This window comes from Desulfosarcina alkanivorans (assembly GCF_009688945.1).
Taxonomy (GTDB): Bacteria; Desulfobacterota; Desulfobacteria; order Desulfobacterales; family Desulfosarcinaceae; genus Desulfosarcina; species Desulfosarcina alkanivorans.
The window spans coordinates 5,931,032-5,956,740 of record NZ_AP021874.1; the positions used below are offsets into that span (position 1 = coordinate 5,931,032).

Consider the following 25,709-nt stretch of genomic DNA (forward strand, 5'->3'; position numbering starts at 1 on the left):
GGCTTACTTCAAACAGGAGGCAGGCGATGACTCGGTCACTTTACTGGGCTGACAGTTATGTGGAGAAGAAGCGGACGGCAAAGGAGGCCATTGCCATGATCCGTCCCGGTAAACGGGTGTATATCGGCAGCGCCAGCGGCGAACCCCAGGAACTGGTCCGGGCGCTGTCGGCCGCCGCCGTCGGTATCAGCGGGCTCGAAATTGTCCGACTGATGAGCCGGGAGACGACCTCCCTGTCCGAAATCGCCGACAAGACCCGTGACCACAGCCTCAACATCCGGACCATCTATCTGGGATCGGCGGACACGGAGGGCATCGCCCGTTACATGCGCTTCATTACGCCGATCAACATGTCCGAAGTGCCCGGGTTGTTCCTGTCCCGGAAAATGCCCATTCACGTCGCCCTGGTCCAGGTGTCGCCGCCGGATGATTTCGGTTGGATGAGCCTGGGGGTTTCCGTTGACGTGACCCTTGCCGCCGCCCAGAGTGCGGACCTGGTGATAGCCCAGGTGAACCCGCGAATGCCGCGTACCATGGGACAGAGCTTCATCCATGTCAACAATGTCCACGTGCTGGTGGAGCACGAGGAGCCGATATTGTCCGTCAACCTCCGCAAACGATCCGGGCCGGCCGACTGGATCGGCAAGCACATCGCCCGGTTCGTGGACGACGGCTCCACCTTGCAGATCGGCCTGGACGCCGCCTCACAGGCGACGGTCAAAGCCCTGGCCGACAAGAACGACCTGGGGTTTCACTCCCAGTATATCACCGATGACGTCATGCACCTGTATGCCGCGGGGGTGATCAACAACCGCAAAAAAGGGCTGAACGACGGCAAGCTGGTGGCCTCCTGCGCCATCGGCAGCCAGAACCTGTATGAATTTCTGCACGACAACCCGGGGGTGGATTTCCGCCCCTCGGATTATGTGAATGACCCGTTTGTCATCTCCCAGCACAACCGGATGATCTCCATGAACGTGGCCCACACCATGGACCTCACGGGGCAGACGGCGGCCGAAGCTTCCGAGCACACCTTTTTCGCCGGTGTTTCCGGCATTCCGGATTTTGTCCGGGGGGCGAAACGGTCCAGGGGGGGGAAGTCCATCCTCATGCTCTATTCCACCTCGCGGGACGGCAAGCGCAGCAACATCGTTCCGGCCCTGAACGGCCCTGCCGTTGTGGTGCCCAGAGGAGATGTGCATTACGTGGTCACCGAATACGGCGCGGTGAACCTGTCCGGCAAAAGTCTTCAGGAGCGGGTGCTGGCCATGATCGGAATTGCCCACCCGGACCATCGTGAATGGCTTTTCGATGCGGCCAAGGAAGCCCGGCTCATCGGCCGGGAGCGTCGACTGGGAGAAGCCACCCGCGGGATCTATCCCATTCACCTGGAAGAGGCCGTCAGGCGCGACGGTGAAGAAATCACCATCCGGCCCTCCAAGCCGGTCGACGAGCGGCGGATCCAGGAGCACTATTACAGCCTGGACAAAAAGGATGTGCAGCTGCGCTTTTTCCACGACAAGATCAGCTTTGACCGCAGCGATGTGGAGACCCGTTCCCAGATCGATTACATCAAGGACCTGACCCTGGTGGCCGTGGTGGGGGAGTTCGGCTTCGGCAAGGTGGTGGGGGTCGGGGAATACCTGCTGCTCGTGGATGTCAACGTGGCCGAGGTGGCGTTTTCCATCTCCAAGGAATACCAGGGCAAGGGCCTGGGAAAGCTCTTCATCCGCAAACTGGCCAGGGCCGCCCGGGATAACGGCATTTCCGGTTTGGTGGCCTATACCTCACCGTCGAACAGGGCCATGATCGCGCTGTTCAAGACCCTTCCCTACAAGGTCAAAACCAGCTTTGACGGGGATTCGCTGATGCTCAAGTGCCGATTTGACGAGTTGGCGGATGGTCCGGCATGACAGAACGGATGCCGGTATGAAACGCTATCGAATCCTTTTTGCCGCCGTTGCCATGCAGATGTGCCTGGGGGCCACCTACGCCTGGTCGATCTTCGTGCTGCCGCTCAAGCAGACCACCGGAATCCTCCAGGGGACGGCCCAGCTCCCCTTCTCCCTGTTCTACTTCGCTTTTCCGGCCACCATGATCGTCACCGGCGTCCTGTTGCCCAGAATCGGACCGCGGCGCTGTGCGGTGGCCGGCGGCCTGCTTTTCGGCGGCGGCTGGATCATGGCTGCGATGGGACATTTTCATTTTGCGTTCACCATCGTTGGCATCGGTCTGGTTGCCGGTATCGGCGTGGGGTTTGCCTACATCGTCCCCATTGCCACCTGCGTGCGCTGGTTCCCCCGGCAAAAGGGCCTGGTCACCGGCGTGGCGGTGGCCGGATTCGGTGGCGGTGCCGCCCTGGTGAGCCATGCTGCCGATACCCTTATGGCCGCCGTCGGCATGAGTCCTTTCAACGCCTTCGGCGTTCTGGGAACCATTTTTCTGCTGCTGGTGGCCCTGGCCGGGAGCCTGATGGAAAATCCGCCCGGAAGTTCAGCGGAAGTCCCACAGCCGATTCCCGTGATCGCCCTTCTCAAGGAACGCTCTTTTGCGGTTCTTTACCTGGCGATGTTCGCCGGGCTTGCCGCCGGGTTTGCCGTCAACGCCAATATGAAGGAGCTTTACGGCGATGCCGGTGTCCAGGCCGGCGTCCGGGCCGTGGCCGCCTTTGCCCTGGCCAATGCCGCCGGCCGCATCACCTGGGGCTGGATATTCGATCGCGGCCGGTCCGCCCTCATCCTCCAGGCCAACCTGCTGCTCCAGGCGGGGCTGTTGATGCTGCACGGCCCCATTTTGCGATCCGATTCCGGGCTGATCGCCTTCGCCGTTCTGTCCGGTTTCAATTATGGCGGCATTCTGGTGCTCTATGCGTCGGCGGCGGCGGAAAGATGGGGCAGCGAACGGTTGGGCCAGATCTACGGGTGGCTGTTTTCAGCCAACATCCCGGCGGCGGCCGCGCCCATCGTTGCCGGGGTGGCCTTCGATCGCATGGGCAGCTTCACGCCTGTTTTATGGGGCATCGGCGGCCTGATGGCCGCAGGTGCCCTTGCGCTGGGCAAGGGGTTGCGACTTGACTGTCCAGATGAGGTAAATAGTGATTTAAATCGGTCGGTTAAATGCAATCCCACGCAAACTAATTAGTTCTTGTCAAGTCTGTGTCAATGTGTTTTAATCAGTCCCTTTTGCATCGAAAAAGACAGCAATCACCACGCAAATCCGAAGACCGTTCTTCCTTCTCTTTGCTGTCGAGCACTGGTTTTCTGCAGTGGCTCCCCTGAGACCCGCTGCTGCAGAGTGGATTCCATATTTTTAACCCGTTACAAGGAGCAGTTATGGCAAAGAAAATGAAAACCATCGACGGGAACACCGCAGCCGCCCACGTGGCCTACGCCATGAGCGAAGTGGCCGCCATTTATCCCATCACCCCTTCGTCCCCCATCGGCGAAATCTGCGATGAGTGGGCGGCGAACGGCCGCAAGAACGTCTTCGGCCAGCGTCTGCTGGTGCGCCAACTGCAAAGTGAAGCCGGTGCGGCTGCAGCGGTTCACGGTTCGCTGGCCGCCGGCGCGCTGACCTCTACCTACACTGCCTCCCAGGGACTCTTGCTGATGGTTCCCAACATGTACAAGATGTCCGGTGAACTGCTGCCCGGCGTCCTGCATGTCACCGCCCGGGCCATCGCCGCCCATGCGCTGTCCATCTTCGGCGACCACCAGGACGTCATGGCCGTTCGCCAGACCGGCTTCGCCCTGCTGGCCTCCGCGTCGGTCCAGGAAACGATGGACCTGGGGCTGGTGGCCCATCTGGCCGCCATCGAATCCAGCGTCCCCTTTCTGCACTTTTTCGACGGCTTCCGGACCTCCCACGAGATCCAGAAGATCGAGCTGATCGATTACGACGACATGGGCAAGCTGATCAATATGGAAGCCCTGGAAAATTTCCGCGCCCGTGCGGTGAACCCCGAGGCCCCCGAGCTGCGCGGCACCGCCCAGAACCCGGATATTTATTTCCAGGGCCGGGAAGCGGCCAATGTCTACTACCAGGAGGTGGCGGACGTCGTTGCCGACTACATGAAGAAAGTGTCCGCCCTCACCGGCCGCAAGTACAACCTGTTCGATTACGTGGGCGATCCCAATGCGGACCGCGTCATCGTCTCCATGGGGTCTTCCTGCGAGACCATCGAGGAGGTGGTCGACCACCTCAACGCCCGCGGCGAGTCCGTCGGGCTGGTCAAGGTCCGTCTGTTCCGCCCCTTCTCGGCCAAGCACCTGCTGGCGGCCATCCCGGCCACCGCCTCCCGGATCACGGTTCTCGACCGCACCAAGGAGCCGGGTGCCCTGGGCGATCCGCTTTACCAGGATGTGTGCACGGCCTTCATGGAACAGGGTGACATGCCCACCATCGTCAACGGCCGTTACGGGCTGGGCTCCAAGGAGTTCAACCCCTCCATGGTCAAGGCCGTGTTTGACAACATGAACGGCATGGCTCCCAGGAATCACTTCACGGTGGGCATTGAAGACGACGTCACCCACACCAGCCTGGACGTCGAGACCGGATTTGACGTGGCGCCCGAAGGCACGGTCCAGTGCAAGTTCTGGGGCCTGGGGGCCGACGGCACCGTCGGCGCCAACAAGAGCGCCATCAAGATCATCGGCGACAATACCGACATGTACGCCCAGGCGTATTTTGCCTACGATTCCAAGAAATCAGGCGGGGTGACCATCTCCCACCTGCGTTTCGGCCAGACCCCCATCAAGTCCACCTACCTGATCGACAGCGCCGATTACATCGCCTGCCACAACCCGTCCTATGTCAACACCTACGATGTGCTGGAAGGCATCAAGGACGGCGGGACCTTCATGCTCAACAGTCCCTGGACCCTGGCAGACATGGAAGACCACCTGCCCGTGGCCATGCGCCGGACCATCGCCCGCAAAAAACTCAAGTTCTACAACATCGATGCGGTTAAAATCGCCGGCGAAGTGGGCCTGGGCGGCCGCATCAACATGATCATGCAGACCGCTTTCTTCAAGGCGGCCAATGTGATTCCCGTTGATGAAGCCATCGCTTACCTCAAAGATCAGATCGAGAAGCTGTTCAGCAAGAAGGGCGACAAGATCGTCAACATGAACAACGAAGCCGTGGACAAGAGCCTGGACCACCTGCTGGAAATCGACTATCCGGACAGCTGGGCCGATGCCGGTCTGACGGCGGCTGCGGCCGGCGACGAACCCGAGTGGGTCACCGAAGTGATGAAGCCCATGCTGGCCCAGCAGGGCGACAAGCTGCCGGTGAGCGCCTTCTCCCCGGACGGCATTTTTCCCGTGGGCACCACCCAGTATGAAAAGCGCGGCGTGGCCATCAACGTGCCCGAATGGATCATGGAAAACTGCATCCAGTGCAACCAGTGTGCAATGGTCTGCCCCCACGCGGCCATCCGCCCGGTGCTGGTCACCGACGATGAACTCAAGGAGGCGCCCGAGGGGTTCGAGGCCAAAAAAGCCCTGGGCAAGGAACTCAAGACCTACAAGTTCCGCATGCAGGTGTTTACCGAAGATTGCCTGGGCTGCGGCAATTGCGCGGATATCTGTCCGGCCAAAAAGCCGGCCCTGGTCATGAAGCCGCTGGCGACCCAGATCGACGCCCAGGTGGCCAATCAGCGCTATGCGTCCGGCCTGCCGGTGCGTGAAGGCCTGGTGAACCGCAACACGGTCAAGGGCAGCCAGTTCTACCAGCCCCTGCTGGAGTTCTCCGGCGCCTGTGCCGGGTGCGGCGAGACACCCTACGCCAAACTGCTCACCCAGCTGTTCGGCGAGCGCATGGTCATCGGCAACGCCACCGGGTGCTCCTCCATCTGGGGCGGCAGTGCGCCGTCCATTCCCTACTGCGTCAACGCAGAGGGCTGCGGTCCCACCTGGGGCAATTCCCTGTTCGAAGACCCGGCCGAATTCACCTACGGCATGTTTCTGGGACAGCTGCAGCAGCGCCAGGTGCTGGCGGACCTGGTGACCGAAGCCCTGGACACGGACATCGATGACGACCTGAAGGCGGCCATGAAAGGCTGGCTGGAAAACATGCGGGACGCCGAAGGCTCCAAGCGCTATGGCGACCAGATCCGGGAAATGCTATTCGGCTATGCGGGCAACCCCCTGCTGGACCGGATCGACAGCCTGGCGTCCTACTTCACCAAGCGCTCCTACTGGATCTTCGTGGGTGACGGGTCGGCCTACGATATCTCCTTCGGCGGCATCGACCACATCCTGGCCACCGGGGAAGACATCAACGTGATGGTCTTTGATACCGAAGTCTACTCGAATACCGGCGGACAGAGCTCCAAAGCCACGCCCACCGGCTCCATCGCCAAGTTCGCCGCCTCCGGCAAGAAGACCGCCAAAAAGGACATGGGCGGGATGGCGATGACCTATGGCTATGTCTACGTGGCCAATGTGGGCATGGGCGCCAACAAGCAGCAGCTGGTCAAGGCGTTCACCGAAGCGGAGAGCTACGACGGCCCGTCGCTGATCATGGCCTACGCCCCGTGCATCAACCACGGCATCAAAAAGGGCATGGGCAAGAGCCAGCTGGAGACCAGCCTGGCGGTCAAGTCCGGTTACTGGCCGCTGTACCGCTACAATCCCATGCTGGCGGAAGAGGGCAAGAACCCCTTTGTGCTGGATTCCAAGGCGCCGGACGGCAGCCTGCAGGAATTTCTGGCCGGCGAGGTGCGGTACGCCGCCCTGCAGAAGATTTTTCCGGACGAGGCCAAACGGCTGCATACCCGTCTGGAGGCGGAATTCGCCGATCGCTACGCCACTCTCAAAGCTATGGCCGAAGCCGAGTTCGTGGCGGCCCAGCCGTCGGGAGAACTGGCCACTCCGGCTGAAGGGGACGGGGATGCCTGTACCCTGGCCGGCACCGCCGAGCATGCCGGCCGAGCCGGTGCGGACGATGCCTGCGACGATGGCAGAGCCGGGAAATAGCCGGTAGTCTGAACACAACCTTTAATCCATCAGGGCCGTGTCACCCACCGGGTGACCGGCCCTTTTTCGTCCGGATCGGTCAAGGGCGCCATGCCGGGAAGAGAAAGTCGTTGACAGAATCCGGCTCCTGATTCATTTTATTTACCTGAATCCCAACAGGTCCGTTCAATGAATCCCGATGGTTTGAAAAAATTACTGGAGCAGGTGAGAACCGGCGACATGCCGGTGGACCGGGCCCTGGATGCACTCAAGGACCTGCCCTATGCGGACATGGGCTACGCCATGGTGGATCACCACCGGGCCCTGCGCAGCGGCCACCCGGAGACCATCTTCAGCCCGGGCAAGACGGTGGACCAGATTGTGGGCATTGCCCGGCGCCTGCTGGAAAAAGATGCCAACATCATGGCCACCCGGGCGGAACGCCCGGTCTACGAGGCTCTGAAATCCGTCTGCGACCGGGTGGAGTACCACGAGGCGGCCCGCATCGTGGTGATGAACCGCAAACCGGTGGTGCCCACGCGAACAACGATCCTGGTCATGTGCGCCGGCACTTCGGACATCCCGGTGGCCGAAGAGGCGGCCGTGACCGCCGAGACCATGGGCAACCGGGTGCAGCGGCTCAGCGATGTGGGCGTGGCGGGCATTCATCGCCTGCTGTCCAATCGGGAGAAGATTCAGGCGGCCAGCGTGCTGGTTGTCGTGGCCGGCATGGATGGCGCGCTGCCCAGCGTGGCGGCCGGCCTGACCGACAAACCGGTGATCGCCGTGCCCACCAGCATCGGCTACGGCGCCAGCTTCGGCGGCCTGGCGGCCCTGTTGACCATGCTCAACTCCTGCGCCAACGGCGTCACCGTGGTCAATATCGACAACGGTTACGGGGCCGGATACGCCGCATCCATGATCAACCGGCTCGCCGACCGGGGGGGCGGGGACCAATCGCCGGAAGGCTTGCCAACCCTGCGGGAGGACTGCTGATGACCTACAACTTCGACCCGGACCGCTGGTATGACAACGAACTGGCCGTTCTGGACGACCAGCTGAAAACCGGACGGATTTCACCGGCGGCATACGAGGCGGCCAAAGACGAGCTGGAAGGCCGCTATGACGCAATGGTGGCACGGCTTGACGGCACCTATCGCATCGGTGCCGCAGATGGGGAGGCCCTTCACGGCCGTCGAGAGTGACGCCGCCGGGGGACCTCGGCCCGAGCCTTCAAGCTGCATTCAGAAAAGCTGAAACGCCCGGCAGACGCGCTGCCGATCCTTTCGTTCACGACCCGTCAGGGACGCATGCCCCCGTCCGTCTCCCCCGCCGCCAATCAGGTCTTGAAGCGGCCCACCATGGTGTTGAGCTGCCCGGCCAGTTTCAGCAGGTTGCCGGCGCTCTCTTTCACCCGAACGCTGCTGCCTGCCATTTCTTCAGCCGTTTGATCCACTTCGGATATGGATTCGGCGATGTCCCCGGCGACTGCTGAATTCCCGACGACTTTATCATTCATCTCGCTGATGCCCGCAGCCGCCTGGCTGATGTTGCCGGCGATCTCACGCGTGGTCGCACTCTGTTCCTCCACAGCCGTGGCGATGGTGGCGACCAAATCGTTGACATCATGGATGGTCCGGGTGACATTTTCAATTTCGCGAATCGTGGTGGATGTGGACGTCTGGATGCCGTCAATTTTTTCTTCGATATTCCCGGTGGCATCGGCGGTCTGTCGAGCCAGCGCCTTGATTTCGTTGGCAACCACCGCGAACCCCTTGCCGGCTTCTCCGGCGCGGGCCGCTTCGATCGTGGCGTTGAGGGCCAGCAGGTTGGTCTGCTCGGATATCTCGGTGATGACTTCGGTTACCTTGCTGATCTCCGCAGCCGCACCTCCCAGCCGATTGACCCGGGAAGCGGCAAGGCCGGCATTTTGAACCGCCTCCCCGGTGACCAGCCGGGCTTTCTCCGTGGTTTGTGCGATTTCCTCCACCGTAGCATTCATCTCTTCAACTGCCGTGGCCACCATGTTGACGTTGGTTGACGTCTCTCGACTGGCGGCCGCCACGGTGTTCATGTCGGTACTCATCCCCCTGGTGGCGGCAGCGACCTGGCTGGACCGTGAACGCATTCCGCTGGCACCGGCGGAAAGGGTGTCGGCAATGCGGGACATGTCCGAGGAGGATTGGTTCAGGGTCATGGCATTGACCATGATTTCGCCAATGAGATTCTGCATCCGTTCGATAAAGCGGTTGAACCAGCCGGTCAGCAATCCGATCTCATCCCGTGTCGACAGTTGCAGCCGCTTGGTCAGATCACCCTCGCCTTCGACAAGATCAGCGACCCTGTCGGTCAGATTCCTGATGGGTTTCACGGCAATGAAGCCGATGCAGATCACGATGGCCGCCACCAGTACGAAAAGGGTCACCCCCATGGTCAGGTACTGGATCAGGGTCACCCGGTCGACTCTGCCGTCTACCGTGTTTCGAAAGGCGGATATCTTTTCGGCGGCGGTTTTTTTATCAGCGTCCATCCGGGCCTGCAGGAGCGACTCCGTATAGTAGACGCGCAGGGATCCGACCTTTTCTCCATTGAGCAGGCCGTCGCTGCTGAATGACAGGCCCTGGGCCAGCTCGAGATCCGCGGGCAGCGCTTCACCGTTGTTGATGTCCGGATTTTTCCAGACGGCATAAAACGGTTCGTCGGCCTCATCCCACACCTGCACGGCCAGGAGATTCGGATCTTCGATCATTGATTCCAGCAGGCGTTGAAGTGAGGACATATCAAAATTGGCAAGAAATGAGGCGGATGCGTTGCCCAGTACCCGCGTGCTGATCTCCACGCGCTGTTGCAGTGCCGACTTCTGCTTGAGGCCCTGGTCGTCGATGGCCTGTTCGACGTTGGCCACATACTGACTGAAAATAAGCGAGACCAGATTGGATTCGAGGCGTTGGAAAACCAATGAATTAACGACCAGAACGACCAGTACTGCCGCACCCGAAAGCCCGGCGGTTTTGGTGGCCATTCCAAGGGTTCTGTTTTTAAACGGTGAAAATGACACGTCTGCTTCCTTTTTGCGAACGGTGGAACGGATCGTAAACGGCTCCCGGGCCTCGTGGACGCCCTTCTTCGGAGCCTTGTCCGGGGCCGGTGCATCCCGGCCCTTTGCTGTTTTCCCGAGCGTGGATTATCGGCCGTTTCAGGTGCCGCCTTGAGTGAAAAACGACATCCCGGCACTGGCTTTTGGATCGCTTAACTGCTATGGACAAAATAGCCGGACCTACCGACCAGCCATGGAGGGCCTCATGCCAAAAGCGTATCCGTTCGTCATCCTGTATATCATTCTGAACGCCGGGGCCGCCTTTGCCGGCGACGCCCCCGTCAGCGATGCCACCCAGGAGTGCCTGGATTGCCATGCCGTCTATCACCCGGGTATCGTTGCCGACTGGAAGAAGAGCCGCCACGCGGCAGTCACCCCCAAAGCGGCCATGGCCGTCGGCGACCTGCAGCGGCGCATGTCCGGCGGCAAGGTCCCCGAAGCACTCCAGGCGACCGGCGTGGGATGCGCCGAATGTCATACCCTGAGGGGCGACGCCCATGCAGACACCTTCGAGCACAACGGCTACGACATTCACGTGGTGGTCAGCCCGGACGACTGCGCCACCTGCCACGCCACCGAACGCCGGCAGTATTCCAAAAACATCATGGCCATGGCGGAGAAGAACCTGTCCGAAAACACCCTGTACGCCGACCTGCAGCGCAACATTCTGGGGGCGGCTGAAGTGACGCCGGATCGGGTCCATTTTACGCCGGCCGATGACATGACCCGGGCCGATGCCTGCTACTACTGCCACGGCACCCGGCTGCGGGTGACCGCAACCGAGATCCGCGACACCGATGCCGGGGAACTGGCGTTTCCCGTGATCGCCGGCTGGCCCAACCAGGGGGTGGGACGGGTCAACCTGGACGGCAGCCGGGGCGCCTGCTCGGCCTGCCATACCCGCCACCGCTTTTCCATCGAAATGGCCCGCAAACCCTATACCTGCAAGGAGTGCCATGTGGGGCCGGATGTGCCCGCGTTCAAGGTCTATTCCGCCAGCAAGCACGGCAATATCTTTTCTTCCATGAATGCCGGGTGGGATTTTGACACGGTCCCGTGGACCCTCGGCGAGGATATTCAGGCGCCCACCTGCGCGACCTGCCACATCAGCCTGACGGTGAATGCAGACGGGGATGTGATCAACCCGCGCACCCACCAGATGAGCGACCGGCTGGGGTGGCGCATCTTCGGCCTGATCTATGCCCACCCCCAGCCCCAGTCACCGGACACCACCATCATCCGAAACGCTGCCGGCCTGCAGCTGCCCACCGACCTGGACGGGAGCCTGGCCGCCGACTTTCTGATATCCGCCGACGAGATCGAAACGCGACGCACCGCCATGCGGCGAACCTGCCTGGCGTGCCACGACACCTCCTGGGTGAAAGGGTTCTTTGCACGCCTGGACAACACCATCGCCACCTCCAACCGATCGGTGAAGGCGGCCACGCAGCTGATGCGTTCCATATGGGACCAAGGCTATGCCCGGGGACTGGCCGGCGGCGGCAGTATGTTCGACCAGTACATCGAACGCCGCTGGAGCGACGTCTGGCTGCTGTACGCCAACAACATCCGGTTCGTGTCGGCCATGGCCGGCGGCGGCGACTACGGTGTGTTTGAAGACGGCCGCTACCACCTGACCAGAGCCATCATGGATATGCACGACTGGCAGCAGACCCGTGACCTGATCATGGAGGGTAAAAAGGGCGTGAAATAAGCCGGCCGACGGCAGTTTCCGATAGGCGGACGCCTGAAGGGGATGGACCATGGCCGGCCAATGAACCCGTGACGGGCGGGAGCAAGCCTATTCCGGCTCCATCAGATCTGCCATAATCTGCCCCGGCAGCAGGTCATACAGGCCAAGCAGGCCATCTTCCTCCGGATCCGGTCGCGTATCCCTGGCGGCCCCCTTTGCATCAGGGGCGGCAATTCCCCACTGGCGGCAGAGCTGAAATGCCTGGTGCCAGGTCGGCACCCATACCAGCTGCCGACGCATGTTTTCCCGGCTGCCGAAGATGTCCGTAAAGCGGCGCATGTTCAGGATGAAGTAAATGCGTCGGGGAAAAGGGGAGGGCGCCTGGATCGCGGCATCACGATCCCAGACGAAACAGCCGACATGGGGCGACCACGGCAGGCCGAGGTCCTTCAACCGCTGTGCGGATGCCAGGACCGCATCGTTGATGGGAATGGGGAGCGTCCGGTCTGTTTTATCGATTTTCATGGCTTCACTCCGATTTGTTTTTTTGCAATCTGACGGCTTTCCTACTGTATCCACTTTGCGTGCATCCGCAATGAGGGTCGTCAACGGGTCGTGTGTCGGGTAAAACCTATCAGTTGGCTGACGGCCCGCGATCCACCGTGCCTGCCGCAGGACGGGGAAGGGGCTGCCGGCAGCCGGCCGCATTGACACGCCGGCCGGCCATCACTATGGTTCCGGGGTGCCCAGGCATTGTCAACCGTGTCCAACCTGCGAGAAAATCCCCATGGCTACGATCACCATCGCCTATTCCAACCACCGTGCCGAAACGCTTCCGTACACGGAAAAAGCCATGGCCCGGCACCAGGTGGTTTTCCTCGAAGAAGCCCCTGATCCGGGGTTCGGCCCCATGCTCGACGGACGACTGGCCGTCGACGATTACGTGGCCGAACTGGATACCGAATACCCTGAATTCAGCCGGTTGAGTTGCCGCATGCTTCGCAGGCTGCATGCAAAGGGGACCCGGCTGGAGCAGGTCGAACCGTTCGTCGCGCGTCTGATCCAGATTCACGAGCGGTTCGCCTCCGGCCAAACACCCGGGGATATCATGGGGGATGCCGGCCTGGTGCCGGTTTATGCGGCTGAAAAGGAGGCCACGCGGACCCTGATCGATTTTTATGGGTCGGCCGCCGGGCAGCCGTTCGGGGATGTGCTCGCCGCACTGAAAGCCTTCGCGGTTGCCGACGCCCTTCGTTTTCGCCTGCGGGACCGCATGCGTGCCGAAGCACTGGCCCGGCGGGCCCGTCACTTTTCCTCGATCTACATCGAGGCGGGAACCATGCACCTCTGGCTGCGCAGGTGCATCAAGCGTCGACTCGGCGGCCTCCATGACATCCGCAGCCGACACCCCATGGCGGCGGCCGTGCGGGCCGTCACGGGCCGGTCCTATCTCATGGGGCCGGGGGATGAGCTGACCCTGAGATACATTTTCAATCCCCGGGCCGAGTCGTCCACGATCGACCTGCTGGCGGCCAGGAGTTTGATATTCAATAAAATCCTGGCCAAAACGGAAATGGTGAACGCCGCCGACGACTGCCCCCACATCCGGGACGAATGGCGGGCCCTGAAGACGGTAAACCGGCTGCAGCGGACGGATTGCGAAACCCTTTTCGAACGCATCCGCGGGGTCGGCACCCTGCCGGCCAATGCGCTTGTGGCGGCCTACCTGGTAAAATGAGGCCGGTGATGCCAGGCCGTATGTGCTTCCCGCCGATGGATGGCGCTGCGGGAACAGCAGGAAAAATCCCCGGAGATGTATCGATGCGTTAACCGTCCGCCGTCGCTCTCAACATCGATCCCCATCAACCCGCCGGATGCCTTGTGTGTCCGATGCACCGCCCTGACCTCCGAACGGATTTCCACCGAGCGCGGGGGTGCAGACCGCCCGTTATCTTTTGATAATTCCTGAACCAAAAAATCGTTTAAGCGTTTTTCATCCCGACGCCCAACGCTTTTTCACCCGGGTCGCGGCGAATGGCGGTTAACTGGTGTTCGTCCGGAAGCATGGAATTTTGGTGGAGATCGAGGCGCCCGAAAAATTTTACCGCAGGCATAGGGCTGATATGGCGGGAGGGGCTTATTGCCCGACGAACGACTCCCCTGACATCCCTGATGGTTAACCTGTCAGTAAATTTTCCAGCGTGGAAAAAACAGCCCCCGGGGGAATGGTTCCGGTACGACAGAAATCGTTATGCCGGGCAGGGCATGTATTGCGTTGCAGGAAACTGACGGCTCGGATTGCAGTCAGGGCTGGCGCATACCTGGAACGCAGGCCGTATGATCGGGATGCCCTGCCGGAAAAGGGTAATTCAACACCCCCAACGCAAGGACCGGGCATTCGGCTTTTGGGTGTGGCATGCAATATGCTGTTTCCTAAGACAGGGCGTCCCATTAAAGAAGAATTCCGGAAGCGGTTTCAAAAGAATGAGTGAATTCAATCCCGGACAGGGTCCTTCCGGTTGGAGAAGGGAAACGAAGGGATACGAAAGGGTATACTTGCCAGACAGGAGGATATGATGACACAGGAAATCAAGCGGGTTCTTTATGCTACTGATCTGTCCGATAATTCTGCTTATGCTTTCGGTTATGCCATCAACCTGGCCGCTAAATTTGATGCGGAGGTCGTCGTGCTGCATGTTATCGACAAGACCATGGAAAGTACGCAGATCATGTTTGCCGGCTATATAAACTATACCCCGATAGAAGGTGACCTGGAAAAAAGAATCGCTCTGATTCACGAAGACATCAGAAAACGACTGAAGGGGTTCATCGATAAGAACGTGGCCGCTGATCCCGAATCCGCCGGTAAAGTCGTTCAAATAGAGATCAGCAAGGGGTACCCGGCGGATGAGATCCTGAAAAAAGCGGATGAACTGCACTGCGATGCCATCGTCATGGGAACCCATGGCAAGGGCATTGTCAGCCGGTCCTTTTTCGGAAGTGTGGCCAAACGGGTTCTGCGCCGGGTCAGGAAACCGGTGTTTGTCATCCCCCTGCCCGAAGAATAGGCAGGCAGTCCGCTCCATTGCCGTCACACCGATTTACCCCCACTTCGGATTCGTTCAGGCCCGGTTGGCATGTAAAAACAGGCGGGGTTGAATCGATGGTTTCTTCCAATGAGAAATTTTGCACCGCCTCTCTGAAAAGGAGGAACTGCCATGAGGGATCAAAAACTGCCCCTGAACATGGACGCTTTCCCTCCGCCCAAGATCGCCGAACGGTGTGAAGCGGCGGGAATTCTCAAAGCGAAGCTGGATTTTTGGACCCTGATGGTGCTTTCCATTCTTTTCCCGATCACGGCTTTTGTGGCCGCTGGTTTCGAGCACTGTGTCGCCAACATGTACTTCATCCCCGTTGCCCTTCTGGTGAAAAAATGGGCGCCCCAAGGGTTTTGGTCCATGGTTGGCAAGACCGCAGCGGACTACCCTGATCTCAGCTGGCATAACTTCATCTTCGTAAACATGATTCCGGTTACGATCGGAAACATCATTGGTGGCGCGTTTCTCGTCGGGCTGGTCTATTGGATTGCCTACCGGCGCAAGGAGGGACTGCGTATCAAGTTATAGCTGTTCAGAGAGAGGACGTTTCCATTATCGGAACATGCATGTGAGGACGACATCGAAAATACCTTCTGGACGGCACTGGGTGCGAGTTCCCTGGCCGCAATCGTACCATTGACCGGCCTCTTCCGGGTGCCCTGCTGGCATTTTCCGCCGGCGCCCCGGTGTGCGTGGGCGCCACGCACCTTCTGCCCCAAGCGGAAACGGAACACCGCAGATACAGCCTTTTCGCCCTGGGTGCCGGTATTCTGGTGGCCCTGGTTGTTGTCTTCTTCAGGGGATGGTCGTTTAAAAATGTTTTAAATACGTTGACGACCCGGTCATGTCTGGTTGTCGCCCCGGTCCTCCGGTGTCCCGGCAACGGAGCGGGTGTCATCATTGGTCCGATCACGCCATCGCCCGGTATTTTTTGCCGGCTGCGATATTTCTAACCCACGCCCATGAAACCCCCTCTTGTCATTTCCGCCTGGGATTGATATGAAATCAATCCGTTCCGATTGGGGTGTTCTGGCCGCGAACCGGCAGAACTGAGATCAGACCCATTGAACCTGATGCAGTTCGCACTGACGTAGGGACTTCGGAAACGCCTTTCTGATCTTCCCGCCCCGGTGACCCGATCCCGCTGGCAGCCATTGCGGATTGCAGCAACCCATTAAAATTACAAGGAGTTCCCATGAGGACAAACAGCATGTCACCGGGCAGGTCCACCCGGAATACCCGGAAAACAGCCTACGCCGTGGTCCTGGTGGCCATGGGCGTGGCCCTGGCGCCCTATACCTCCTTTCCCATCGGCATCGCCAAAGTGAATCCCACGCAACATTTCGTCAACGTTCTGGCGGCGACGCTGCTGGGCCCCTGGTGGGCAATACTGACTGCCGCGGTGATCGCCGTCCTGCGCAATGCCATGGGTGTCGGGACGCTGCTGGCTTTTCCAGGCGGGATGATCGGCGCTTTTCTGGCAGGCATCGCGTTCCGGGCCGTGCGCCGCACATGGGCCTCGGCGGCCGGCGAGATCCTGGGCACCGGAGGCATCGCCCCGGTGGTCAGCGCACTTCTGGTCGCTCCGTCCCTGATGGGCAAATCCATCCCCCTGATGGCCCTGGTGCCCTCATTTCTTTGCAGCACGGTGGCCGGGGCGCTGCTGGGGATCCTGGCGCTGCGACTGCTCCAGCGAGCGGATATCGTCCATTTGTGAACACGCGGGTGAACATGACCGACGGCGCCATCATAGCCGCACGCAATCTGACCTATCGCTACCGGCAGGAAGATCCGCGGCCGGTCCTGAACGCCGTCAATCTCGATGTCGCGCCCGGCGATTTTCTCCTCATCACGGGGCGCAGCGGTTCCGGTAAATCCACGCTATGTCGAACCTTCAATGGACTCATCCCCCATTTCTACGGGGGCGTCCTCGAGGGCGACCTCTTCGTGGACGGCCGTCCCATCCGCCAGACAGCGGTCGCCGACCTGTTCGACCGGGTGGCCATGGCCTTCCAGAACCCCGACGCCCAGCTGTTCTGCCGATCCGTGGAGCAGGAGATCGTTTTTGGCCTGGAGAGTCTGGGGATTGCGCCACAAGCGCTCGAAGAGCGGCTGAAAGCGGCCCTCGACGGGGTCGGTATCGACAGGCTGCGGCACCACAGGCCCCAGGATCTGTCCGGAGGCGAGAAACAACTGGTTCTCATCGCAGCCCTTCTGGCCCTGCGGCCACGGGTGCTTGTGCTGGACGAACCGTTTGCCAACCTGGATCCGGTCCATGTCCTGCGGATCCGGGGCCTGCTTCGGAAACTGCATGCCGGCGGGTGCGCCATCGTCGTCTGCGAACACCGTTTGCCCCGCGTGGTGCCGGATGCCACCCGTATGGTCGTCGTCCACCGGGGCCGGATTGCGGCTGACGGTGACCCCCGTCAGATTCTTGCCCGTGCCGACGCTGACTGGGGCCTGGAACCCCCTCTGGCGACGCGTTTGGGTGTGGCCATGGGCCTGGATCCACCCCCGCGAACCATCGACGCGCTCGGGACGGTCCCGCCTCAAGAGGGCCTGCTCGAAAAGCTGGAACCCCAATTGCCGGAAGCTGTTTTCAAACCGGACCGCAAACCGGTGTTGACGGTTGACCACCTGTGCAGCCGCGTGGCCGGACGCCGGCTTCTGGAAGAGATCGGTTTTTCCCTCTACCCCGGAGAATGCCTGGCCATCGTTGGATCCAACGGGGCCGGCAAAACCACCCTCCTGAGGCACCTGATGGGCTTGCAGCGGCCCAGCAGCGGCTGCATCCGAATCGACGGCCGCGACATCCGCCCCATGCCGGTCAGCGAGATCGCCGGTGAAATGGGACTGGCCTTCCAGAACCCGGACAACCAGTTCTTCCGGTTTTCGGTGGAGCAGGAAATTCGGGTCGGCCCGGAAGCCCTCAACCGCCTGGATAAGGACTGGATCACAGAATTGATGGCGCGCTTTCAGCTGGAGGGCCATCGATCGAAGGCCCCCTACCGGCTGAGCGGCGGCGAGAAAAAACGGGTGGCTTTTGCCTCGGCCCTGGCCGCCCGTCCGAGGGTGCTGGCCCTGGATGAGCCCACCGCCGGCCAGGATTTTGAATTCCGCCGTAATCTGAGGACGTTCCTGCACCGCATGCAGGCCGGCGGACAGGCCATCATCATCGTCACCCATGATCTGACCTTCGCCGAGCGAACGGCCGGCAGATGGCTGCTCATGGCCGGGGGGCGCCTTCTGGCCGACGGCAGGCCGGATCGCATCATGGCAGACCGCACGCTCATGGCCCGGGCCGGCCTGGAGGCCACCGACCGCTTCCTTCTCAAACAGCTGTGGCAGAAGGGCGGATCCCGTGCTTGACCCGCGTACCAAACTCATGCTCGCGCTGGCCTGCGCTGTCCTGATCGCCCTGACACGAAAGCAGTGCTGGCTGATGGGGGAGTGGCTGGTTCTGGTTGCCGCCATCATCGCCATGGGGCAGCTAAAGAGCTACCTGCGCTGGCTGATTTCGCTGGTCCCCATGGCCCTCTTCTTCGGGGGGATCACCTGGTGGACCGCCGACCGGATCACCGGGCAGGCCGCCGCCCTGGGGTTGCTGGCGATCACGACCGTCTTCTTTGGTTTCTTTGCCAGCACGGAGCCGGAGGATCTCGGCAACAGCCTCGTCCAGGCCGGATTGCCCTTTCCCGTGGCTTTTGTCATGATGGCCGCGCTGCAATTTGTCCCCGTGGTGAGCCGGAAGGTCCGTGCCGTCGTCGAGGCCCAGCAGGCCCGGGGAATTGTGCTGAAACCCGGCTGGCGGGCAATGCGCAACTACCCGACCCTGCTGGTCCCGATTTTGATTCAGTCCTTCCAGACGGCCGAGAGTCTGGCCGAAGCCATGGAAACCAGGGGGTTTGGCCGCCCGGGTCGCAGTTTCCGCAAAGTCTATCGATTGGGGGGCGGGGATTGGGCGGCAATCATCCTCGGATGGGTGCTGGCAGTGGTTCTGCTTTACTGTTTCGCACGATGACGCATACGGCATGGCAGAACCATCAGAACAGCCGACGGATCCGTGTTACGTTTTGGATTAAACCCGAAACCTTCACGAGACAAGCCCGGTATTCATTCCATCCCCCCAGTCCCCGGACATCAATCCGCGTTGAGGTCCGGCAGCAGGGGGGCGACGGCCACCGGTTTTTCGATCAGGCCGTGCTTCAGGGCAAAATCGGCAAAAGCCTGCCAGCGAACGGGGTCGCAGGCCTGACCTGAGGCATAATAGGGCCGCGTCAGGCCGAAGGCGGCCGTCTCGACGGCGCGGTCGGCATCGGGCACGGCCTTGAAATAGTCCGCCAGGGCCTCGTCGGGCGATGCCGCCACCGCGTCGATCCCCCGGGCCACCGCCTGCACGAACCCTTTCACCTGTTTTTTCTTGCCGGCCAGCGTTTGGGCGCCGCAGATGAATACCAGTTCATCGTAATCCGGGATGCCCCAGCGCTCCAATTCGAAGAAACCGGCTTCCAGGCCTTCGGCCGCCATGGTCACCGTCTCGTAGGTCTTGAACGGTCCCATGACCGCATCCACCCGCCCCGCACTCAGGGCCGGCACGATGGAAAACCCCACGTTCACCAACTGGTAGTCCTTGATGCCGTTGACCCTGGCAAACGCATCCATGAGGACATCCATCAGGCCGGGAACCGTGTAGCCGATGGTGCGGCCGTTCAGATCCGCGGGGGCGGTGAAACCGGCCGACTTGAGAAACAGGAGGGTGGTCAGGGGATGCTCGATCAGGCGCCCCACGACACGCACGTCGATCCCTCTGGACGCGGCAATCACGGTCTGGGGTTCATAGGAAACGGCCAGGTCGACTTTGCCGGCGGCCGCCAGTTTCAGGGCGTCGGCCGTATCCGACGGGCTGAGAATTTTGACGGAGACCCCCTGCTCGGAAAAATAGCCGCGCTGCTGGGCGACATAGACGGGCAGGTGGTCCACATTGGGGAACCAGTCCAGCATGAGGGTCAGCGGGGCTTCGGCGCGCGCCGGGCCGCTCCAGGTCAGGCCGGCGGCGAGAATCAGGGTAAACAGGATGCGTTTCATCGGATGGATCCTCCTTGTGATGTTTGGGTCGATCGGTCTTTCCAGGACATGCAATGGCGTTCCAGCCATCCCACCGTGTGCCACAGGGCCAGGCCCATCAGCGACAACCACAGGATGGCGGCGAAAACCCAGTCGGTCTTGAGGCGGGCATTGGACTGGATCATGAGGTAACCCAACCCCTGCTGGGCACCCACCCACTCGCCGATGACCGCACCGATGGTGGCCACCGACACGCCCACCCGCAGGCCGGCAAAAAAGTACGGCAGGGCCCAGGGCCAGTAGAGCCGCCGGAGGGTCTGCCAGAAGTCGGCGCCCATCAGGCGGAACAACACCCGGTAGGCCGGGTCGCAGCTCCTGAATCCCTCCAGCAGGCTGACCGTGATGGGAAAAAAGATAATCACCGCCGCCATCAGGACCTTGCTGGCCAGACCATACCCCATCCAGACCACCAGCAGGGGGGCCAGGGCAAATACCGGAATGGCCTGGGAGGCCACCAGGAAAGGGGCCAGGGCATTTTCAAGGGACGGACGGGCGAACATGGCTACGGCCAGGGGAACGGCCACCGCCAGGGCCAGGGCAATGCCCGCCAGGATCTCCACCAGGGTGATCCCGGCATGGGGCAGCAGCTGGGGGGCGTGGCCCACCGCCACCTGGAGAATGCGGCTGGGAGGGGGCAGGATGAAATCAGGCAGGCCGCTCAGCCGGCTGCCGGCCTCCCAGATGCCGGCCATTACCAGCAGGATGCCGGCCGGTATGGTCCATGACCGCTTCACGATGGGCGTTCCTCCTGCAGCATGGCCAGAACGCGGTGTTTGATCGCCACCAGCTGGGGATTTTCCATACACCGCGGCTGCGGCACCTGGAGGGCCATGCGGGCCGTCACCTGCATGGGCGGGGGCGACAGCACGAGCAGTTCATCGGCCAGGAGCAGCGCCTCGTCGATATCGTGGGTGACCATCAGGATGGTTTTTTTGAAATCGGTCTGCAGCAGGCGCAGCATCTGCTGCAGACTGCGGCGGGTAATCGCGTCCAGGGCCGACAGGGGCTCGTCGAGCAGCACCAGGTCGCGCCCGAACATGAGGGTGCGGGCCAGGGCGCAGCGCTGGCGCATGCCGCCGGACACCATGGACGGCAGGTGCGCTTCGAATCCGGCCAGTCCCAGCCGGTCGAACAGCCGCTGGACCCGTCCTCCGGAGCGGGCCACCGGATCCCCGGCGATGTCGGCCGGCAGCCGGGCATTGTCGGCCAGCCCCAGCCAGGGCAGCAGCAGGTCGGATTGCTGCATGTAAGCGGCCAGGCGGCTCAGGTCCGGCACCGCGGCACCACGCCAGCGGATACTGCCGGCATCCATGGGCAGCGCCCCCATCAGCAGGTCGAAGAAGGTGCTTTTGCCGCAGCCCGACGGTCCGATCATGACGGTAAATCCGTTTTCCGGGACGGTCAGATCGACGTCCGATACCACCGGGCTGCCGCTGAAATGCTTGGAAATGGCTTCGATGATCAACACGCGTCACCCACCGGACAGGGCAATTACGGGGACGGCTGGGAGGGGAATCGTTTCGTTCAGTGGCTTCCCTACGCCGGCATGACCCGAATCAGGTTATAGGGGTCGAGGCTTCCAGCCTCCTCTCAGCCGATCGGTATCGACTCCCCCAGCAAAGAGGCCTTATCCCTTAGCATCGCTTGCGGTGGGTGTCAAACGAACCCTTGACGGTTTCCGGCCGCCCTGCGGCACCGGGGTGCGAGACGGTTGAAGCGACATGGCCATTGACATGCGAAGGCCTTCTTGGCATAACGCCCGGCGTGAAAAATGCGGCCCTGACCTCATACCGGCCCGTTTCCCGGCATGTTGCCGGCCTGCGGGAAATTCAATTCCCGGCGGCAGGCACCGGTCGCGTCCGGGGCTGCCCGGTTTATCGATAACCATCAGAGAGGAACGCGTGTCAGATGGAAACCCTTCAGAAAAAATATGGCTTCTGGACCGCAACCGCCATGGTTGTGGGCATCGTAATCGGCTCCGGCGTGTTTTTCAAAGCCGACGACGTCCTGGCAGCCTCCGGCGGAAGCCTGCCCACCGCGTTGCTCGCATGGCTCATCGGAGGTGCGATCATGGTGGTCACGGCCTTTGTGTTTGCCCAGATCGCCGTGCGCATCGAAAAAGTCAACGGGGTCGTGGACTATTTTGAATCGGCATACGGGGAAAAGGCGGGGTATCTGGTGGCCTGGTTCATGACGATGGTCTATTATCCGACCCTGGTCTCCGTACTGGCCTGGGTGTCGGCCAATTACACGATCGGGCTGCTGGGCATGGAGCGGGGTGTCTGGCTGCTGGCCGCGATTTACCTGGCGATCTTTTTTCTGCTGAACGGCCTGTCCCCCGTGCTCGCCGGCAAATGGCAGGTTTCGGCAACCCTCATCAAATTGATCCCGCTGGCCCTGGTTGCCGTGGTCGGGACGGCAGGCGGGCTGGTCAGCGGTCAGACCCTGGACAGTTTCGCCAACAGCGCCCATACCGTGGCCGGCGGCGGGCTGGCGGTCGCCACGCTGGCCACCGCCTTTGCCTATGAAGGCTGGATCATCGCCACCGCCATCAATGCAGAACTCAGGGATGCCCGGCGAACCCTGCCCCGGGCGCTGGTGGTCGGCACGGTCGCCGTCGCCGTCATCTACATGCTCTATTACCTGGGGATTTCCGGGGTGTTGTCCAATGCACAGGTCCTTGACGCCGGAGACGATGCGCCGGTCCGGGTGATGTCCATCATTTTCGGGCGGCTGGGCGGTACACTGCTGACCGTGTTCGTGATCATCTCCTGCCTGGGAACCCTCAACGGCCTCATCATGGGATGTGCCCGTGGCATGTTTTCCATTGCGTCACGGGGCTCAGGGCCCAGGCCGGAAATCTTCAAGGCGGTCAACCCGAAAACCAATGCCACCGTCAATTCCGCGATTCTGGGGTTTTGCCTGTCCGCTTTGTGGATGATTGTCTGGTACGGCAATTTTCAGGGATGGTGGGGCAAATTCATGGATATTTCCGAGTTGCCCATTGCGTTTTTGTACGTCATCTATGTCGCCCTGTACGTCTGGGTGATGAAGGAATATCGCGACCTCGGACCACTGTCCCGCTTTCTGGCGCCATTGTCTGCCGGGGCCGGGTCCGTCTACATCATCTGGGGCGCCGTCCAGAAAGACATGTTCATCCATTTCCTTGTTCTGACAGCGGTGATCATGCTGTCCGGCCTGCCGTTCATGCCCCGCCGGCAAAGATCCCGCCGCTGCCGACAGGACCCGGGGCACCCGCACATACGGCGCGCCTAGCGGCACCGGGGGACGAAGCGGAACGGATATCTGCTCCGGTCTTGCGTCGCGCCCCGGTCACTTAAAAATCCTGCAATTGACAGTTCACACGCAACCCGTTCACGAAGCACGCCCGGGCTCACTTTCTTCTCCCGTTTGAGGCATGCGGCGGTCCGAACGATAATGTCATGAAGCCTGTCTGCACCTGAATCCCGACGTCTCCGCGGGGCCGTTCAAGGGCTCCGTCGGATCCGCTCACCGGTTCACCCTTTCGGGAGCCGATGGGCACTGCATCGCCCCGGTTGCCAGAGGCCCGCCGTGGAAAACGACGGCGCCGCCCTTGCCGCCGGGATTTGTCCGCCGGTTTGCACGAATATCTTTACACCCTGTAAAAAAAACGGAACCGTGGCGGACTGTCCCCATTGCCGGCTCTCCTTCGGTATCCGTAATTGATTAAAAGCACTTGGAATTTTGTCTGGTTGGCGCCTGACTGCATGGTACGGGAATTGCTCTTCCCTTTGTTGCCCATCAGCGATTTCAGGCGTTTGGCCGGGCCTGATGTCCGGGGCCGCCGTGACGGGGGTCACACGTCTTCCGTGACGGCCGCTGAGGAAAACCATCTCCTGAGAAGAAAGGGCCGGGCGGATCGATGTCCCATCAGACAGACGCCAATCAGGTACCCGAAAACACCCGGCGGCAGGATCGGTCCCGCCAGGGGCGCGTGGTGTCGGTTCGGGGCAGTGTGGTCGATGCCCGGTTCGGCGGTCGCCCGCCTCTTTTGTACAGCGTGCTCAAGGCCGGTGAAAACGGGCGCACGGTCGTTGAAGTCATCACCCACCTGGATGATCGCACCGTCCGCGGGATTGCCCTGACATCCACCCAGGGCCTGGCGCAGGGCTCGGTGATCGTCGATACGGGGCATCCGCTGCGGGTTCCCGTGGGAAAACGACTGATGGGGCGGGTGTTCAATGTGTTCGGCGAGACCATCGACCGGGGCGATGCGGTCACAGGCGGCGGGTGGCGCTCCATCCACCAGGCGCCGGTGCCGCTGAACCAGCGGGCCACCACCTCGGACGTCTATTTGACCGGAATCAAGTCCATCGATGTCCTTGCCCCCATCGAAAGGGGCGGGAAAGCCGGCCTGTTCGGCGGTGCCGGCGTGGGAAAAACGGTGCTGATCATGGAGATGATTCACAACATCGTCGGCCGCCATCAGGGGGTCAGCCTGTTTTGCGGCATCGGCGAACGCTGCCGCGAGGGGGAGGACCTGTACCGGGAGATGAAAACGGCCGGCGTCCTGGATAGCACGGTGATGGTGTTCGGGCAGATGAACGAACCGCCGGGGGCCCGCTTCCGGGTAGGGCATGCGGCCCTCACCATGGCGGAATACTTCCGGGATGACGCCCGGCAGGACGTGCTGCTGCTGATCGACAATATCTTCCGTTTCATCCAGGCCGGCATGGAGGTCTCCGGGCTCATGGGCCAGCTGCCGTCGCGCCTGGGGTACCAGCCGACCCTGGGCACCGAACTGGCGGAACTGGAAGAGCGGATCTGCAACACCGCCACCGGGGCCATTACCTCCGTCCAGGCCGTCTATGTGCCCGCGGACGATTTTACCGATCCGGCCGCCGTCCATACCTTCGGCCACCTTTCCGCCTCCATTGTGCTTTCCCGCAAAAAGGCCAGCGAGGGGTTGTATCCGGCCATCGATCCCCTGGCGTCCGGTTCGAATATGCTGGTGCCCCACATCGTGGGGGAGCGACATTACCGCATTGCCCGGGAGGTCCGGAAGACGCTGGCCGGCTATGAAGAACTCAAAGACATCATCGCCATGCTGGGCATGGAGGAGCTGTCCCGGGAAGACCGCCGCATCGTCTATCGCGCCCGGCGCCTGGATCGGTTCCTGAGCCAGCCCTTCTTCGTGACCGAACAGTTCACCGGCCACGACGGGAAAATCGTCGACCTGGCCGATTCCCTGGACGGTTGCGAACGGATCCTGAACGATGAGTTCTCCGATCTGCCCGAGCGGGCGCTTTATATGATCGGGGCCATCGACGAGGCCGGAACCCGATGAAGCTCATGATCCTGCTGCCCGGTGAGGTGTTCATGGAAGCGGAGGTGGCCAAGGTGATCGCCGAAGCCCGCAACGGATCGTTCTGCCTGCTTCCCCGGCATGTCGATTTCGTCTCCGCGCTGGTTCCCGGGCTTTTCTCTTTTGAAACCGCCGAGGGCCGGGACGTGTTTCTGGCCATCGACGAAGGGATCCTGGTCAAATGCGGCCCCGATGTGTTTGTCTCCACGCGACACGCCGTGCGCGGCCCCGACCTCGGCGGGTTGAAGGAGACCGTGGTGGCGCAGTTCAAGGCGATCGACGGCCGGGAAAAAAAGGCCCGGGTCGCCATGGCAAGGATCGAGGCCGGTTTTGTCCGGCGGTTTCTCGAACTGAAAGACAGGGGCTGACCGGCCGACCCCATGAAGACGGG

Annotated in this window: 20 protein-coding genes and 2 riboswitches; of the genes, 15 read left to right on the forward strand and 5 right to left on the reverse strand. The window is 61.6% G+C overall.

Going from position 1 to position 25,709, the window contains the following annotated elements; translation table 11 throughout:
- Positions 1-26: 26 nt before the first annotated feature.
- From DSCA_RS25790 to DSCA_RS25810, 5 genes are all read left to right on the forward strand, one after another.
- A complete protein-coding gene (locus DSCA_RS25790; protein WP_155319183.1) occupies positions 27-1,913 on the forward strand; it encodes a bifunctional acetyl-CoA hydrolase/transferase family protein/GNAT family N-acetyltransferase in 1,887 nt (628 codons plus the stop codon).
- Between the two features lie 16 nt (positions 1,914-1,929).
- Positions 1,930-3,141, forward strand: a complete 1,212-nt coding sequence (locus DSCA_RS25795; protein ID WP_155319184.1) for an MFS transporter — start codon at positions 1,930-1,932, stop codon at positions 3,139-3,141.
- Between the two features lie 191 nt (positions 3,142-3,332).
- Positions 3,333-6,980: a pyruvate:ferredoxin (flavodoxin) oxidoreductase gene (gene nifJ / locus DSCA_RS25800; RefSeq protein ID WP_155319185.1), complete on the forward strand. Its 3,648-nt coding sequence runs from the start codon at positions 3,333-3,335 to the stop codon at positions 6,978-6,980.
- A gap of 168 nt (positions 6,981-7,148) precedes the next feature.
- A complete protein-coding gene (larB, locus tag DSCA_RS25805) occupies positions 7,149-7,955 on the forward strand; it encodes a nickel pincer cofactor biosynthesis protein LarB (RefSeq protein WP_155319186.1) in 807 nt (268 codons plus the stop codon).
- On the forward strand, positions 7,955-8,164 hold the full coding sequence (locus DSCA_RS25810) for a hypothetical protein (RefSeq protein WP_155319187.1): 210 nt from the start codon (positions 7,955-7,957) through the stop codon (positions 8,162-8,164). The genes larB and DSCA_RS25810 overlap by 1 nt, the downstream gene beginning before the upstream one ends.
- Before the next feature lie 134 nt (positions 8,165-8,298).
- Here DSCA_RS25810 and DSCA_RS25815 read toward each other — a convergent pair whose 3' ends face one another.
- Positions 8,299-10,017 (reverse strand): methyl-accepting chemotaxis protein, encoded by a 1,719-nt coding sequence (locus DSCA_RS25815; protein ID WP_155319188.1) that lies wholly within the window; start codon positions 10,015-10,017, stop codon positions 8,299-8,301.
- 244 nt (positions 10,018-10,261) lie between these two features.
- Between DSCA_RS25815 and DSCA_RS25820 the strand changes: the two genes are divergently transcribed.
- Positions 10,262-11,770: a multiheme c-type cytochrome gene (locus DSCA_RS25820; protein ID WP_155319189.1), complete on the forward strand. Its 1,509-nt coding sequence runs from the start codon at positions 10,262-10,264 to the stop codon at positions 11,768-11,770.
- Between the two features lie 87 nt (positions 11,771-11,857).
- Here the strand turns inward: DSCA_RS25820 and DSCA_RS25825 are convergent, their stop codons facing one another.
- A complete protein-coding gene (locus DSCA_RS25825) occupies positions 11,858-12,274 on the reverse strand; it encodes a hypothetical protein (protein ID WP_155319190.1) in 417 nt (138 codons plus the stop codon).
- A gap of 262 nt (positions 12,275-12,536) precedes the next feature.
- On the opposite strand from DSCA_RS25825, the gene DSCA_RS25830 reads away from it, so the two are divergent.
- The 6 genes from DSCA_RS25830 to DSCA_RS25855 all read left to right on the forward strand — a co-directional run bounded on the left by DSCA_RS25830 (position 12,537) and on the right by DSCA_RS25855 (position 18,868).
- On the forward strand, positions 12,537-13,487 hold the full coding sequence (locus DSCA_RS25830) for a hypothetical protein (protein ID WP_155319191.1): 951 nt from the start codon (positions 12,537-12,539) through the stop codon (positions 13,485-13,487).
- Between the two features lie 835 nt (positions 13,488-14,322).
- Positions 14,323-14,817: a universal stress protein gene (locus DSCA_RS25835; RefSeq protein WP_155319192.1), complete on the forward strand. Its 495-nt coding sequence runs from the start codon at positions 14,323-14,325 to the stop codon at positions 14,815-14,817.
- 150 nt (positions 14,818-14,967) lie between these two features.
- Positions 14,968-15,375, forward strand: a complete 408-nt coding sequence (locus tag DSCA_RS25840) for a formate/nitrite transporter family protein (RefSeq protein ID WP_155319193.1) — start codon at positions 14,968-14,970, stop codon at positions 15,373-15,375.
- A 482-nt stretch (positions 15,376-15,857) separates the two neighbouring features.
- Positions 15,858-15,962: riboswitch (TPP riboswitch) on the forward strand.
- An 80-nt stretch (positions 15,963-16,042) separates the two neighbouring features.
- Entirely contained in the window at positions 16,043-16,564 is a 522-nt protein-coding gene (gene thiW / locus DSCA_RS25845) for an energy coupling factor transporter S component ThiW (protein WP_231716280.1), read from the forward strand.
- A complete protein-coding gene (locus tag DSCA_RS25850; RefSeq protein WP_155319194.1) occupies positions 16,561-18,216 on the forward strand; it encodes an ABC transporter ATP-binding protein in 1,656 nt (551 codons plus the stop codon). Before thiW ends, DSCA_RS25850 begins: the two co-directional genes overlap by 4 nt.
- Positions 18,209-18,868, forward strand: a complete 660-nt coding sequence (locus DSCA_RS25855) for an energy-coupling factor transporter transmembrane component T family protein (RefSeq protein ID WP_155319195.1) — start codon at positions 18,209-18,211, stop codon at positions 18,866-18,868. Before DSCA_RS25850 ends, DSCA_RS25855 begins: the two co-directional genes overlap by 8 nt.
- 119 nt (positions 18,869-18,987) lie before the next feature.
- On the opposite strand, the gene DSCA_RS25860 is transcribed toward DSCA_RS25855, so the two are convergent.
- From DSCA_RS25860 to DSCA_RS25870, 3 genes are read right to left on the reverse strand one after another with little or no spacing between them, the layout of a single operon-like run.
- The gene (locus tag DSCA_RS25860) at positions 18,988-19,932 is read right to left on the reverse strand and encodes an ABC transporter substrate-binding protein (RefSeq protein ID WP_155319196.1); all 945 of its coding nucleotides are present in this window, start codon (positions 19,930-19,932) and stop codon (positions 18,988-18,990) included.
- Positions 19,929-20,705 (reverse strand): ABC transporter permease, encoded by a 777-nt coding sequence (locus DSCA_RS33025; RefSeq protein WP_269434619.1) that lies wholly within the window; start codon positions 20,703-20,705, stop codon positions 19,929-19,931. Before DSCA_RS33025 ends, DSCA_RS25860 begins: the two co-directional genes overlap by 4 nt.
- Positions 20,702-21,439, reverse strand: coding sequence for an ABC transporter ATP-binding protein (locus DSCA_RS25870; RefSeq protein ID WP_155319197.1), 738 nt, complete (start codon positions 21,437-21,439; stop codon positions 20,702-20,704). Before DSCA_RS25870 ends, DSCA_RS33025 begins: the two co-directional genes overlap by 4 nt.
- 48 nt (positions 21,440-21,487) lie before the next feature.
- Positions 21,488-21,596, reverse strand: a riboswitch (TPP riboswitch).
- A gap of 283 nt (positions 21,597-21,879) precedes the next feature.
- Here DSCA_RS25870 and DSCA_RS25875 point away from each other — a divergent pair.
- The 3 genes from DSCA_RS25875 to DSCA_RS25885 all read left to right on the forward strand — a co-directional run bounded on the left by DSCA_RS25875 (position 21,880) and on the right by DSCA_RS25885 (position 25,686).
- Positions 21,880-23,247, forward strand: a complete 1,368-nt coding sequence (locus DSCA_RS25875; protein ID WP_155319198.1) for an APC family permease — start codon at positions 21,880-21,882, stop codon at positions 23,245-23,247.
- A gap of 628 nt (positions 23,248-23,875) precedes the next feature.
- Positions 23,876-25,300, forward strand: a complete 1,425-nt coding sequence (atpD, locus tag DSCA_RS25880; protein ID WP_155319199.1) for a F0F1 ATP synthase subunit beta — start codon at positions 23,876-23,878, stop codon at positions 25,298-25,300.
- A complete protein-coding gene (locus DSCA_RS25885) occupies positions 25,297-25,686 on the forward strand; it encodes a F0F1 ATP synthase subunit epsilon (protein WP_155319200.1) in 390 nt (129 codons plus the stop codon). Before atpD ends, DSCA_RS25885 begins: the two co-directional genes overlap by 4 nt.
- Positions 25,687-25,709: the final 23 nt, after the last annotated feature.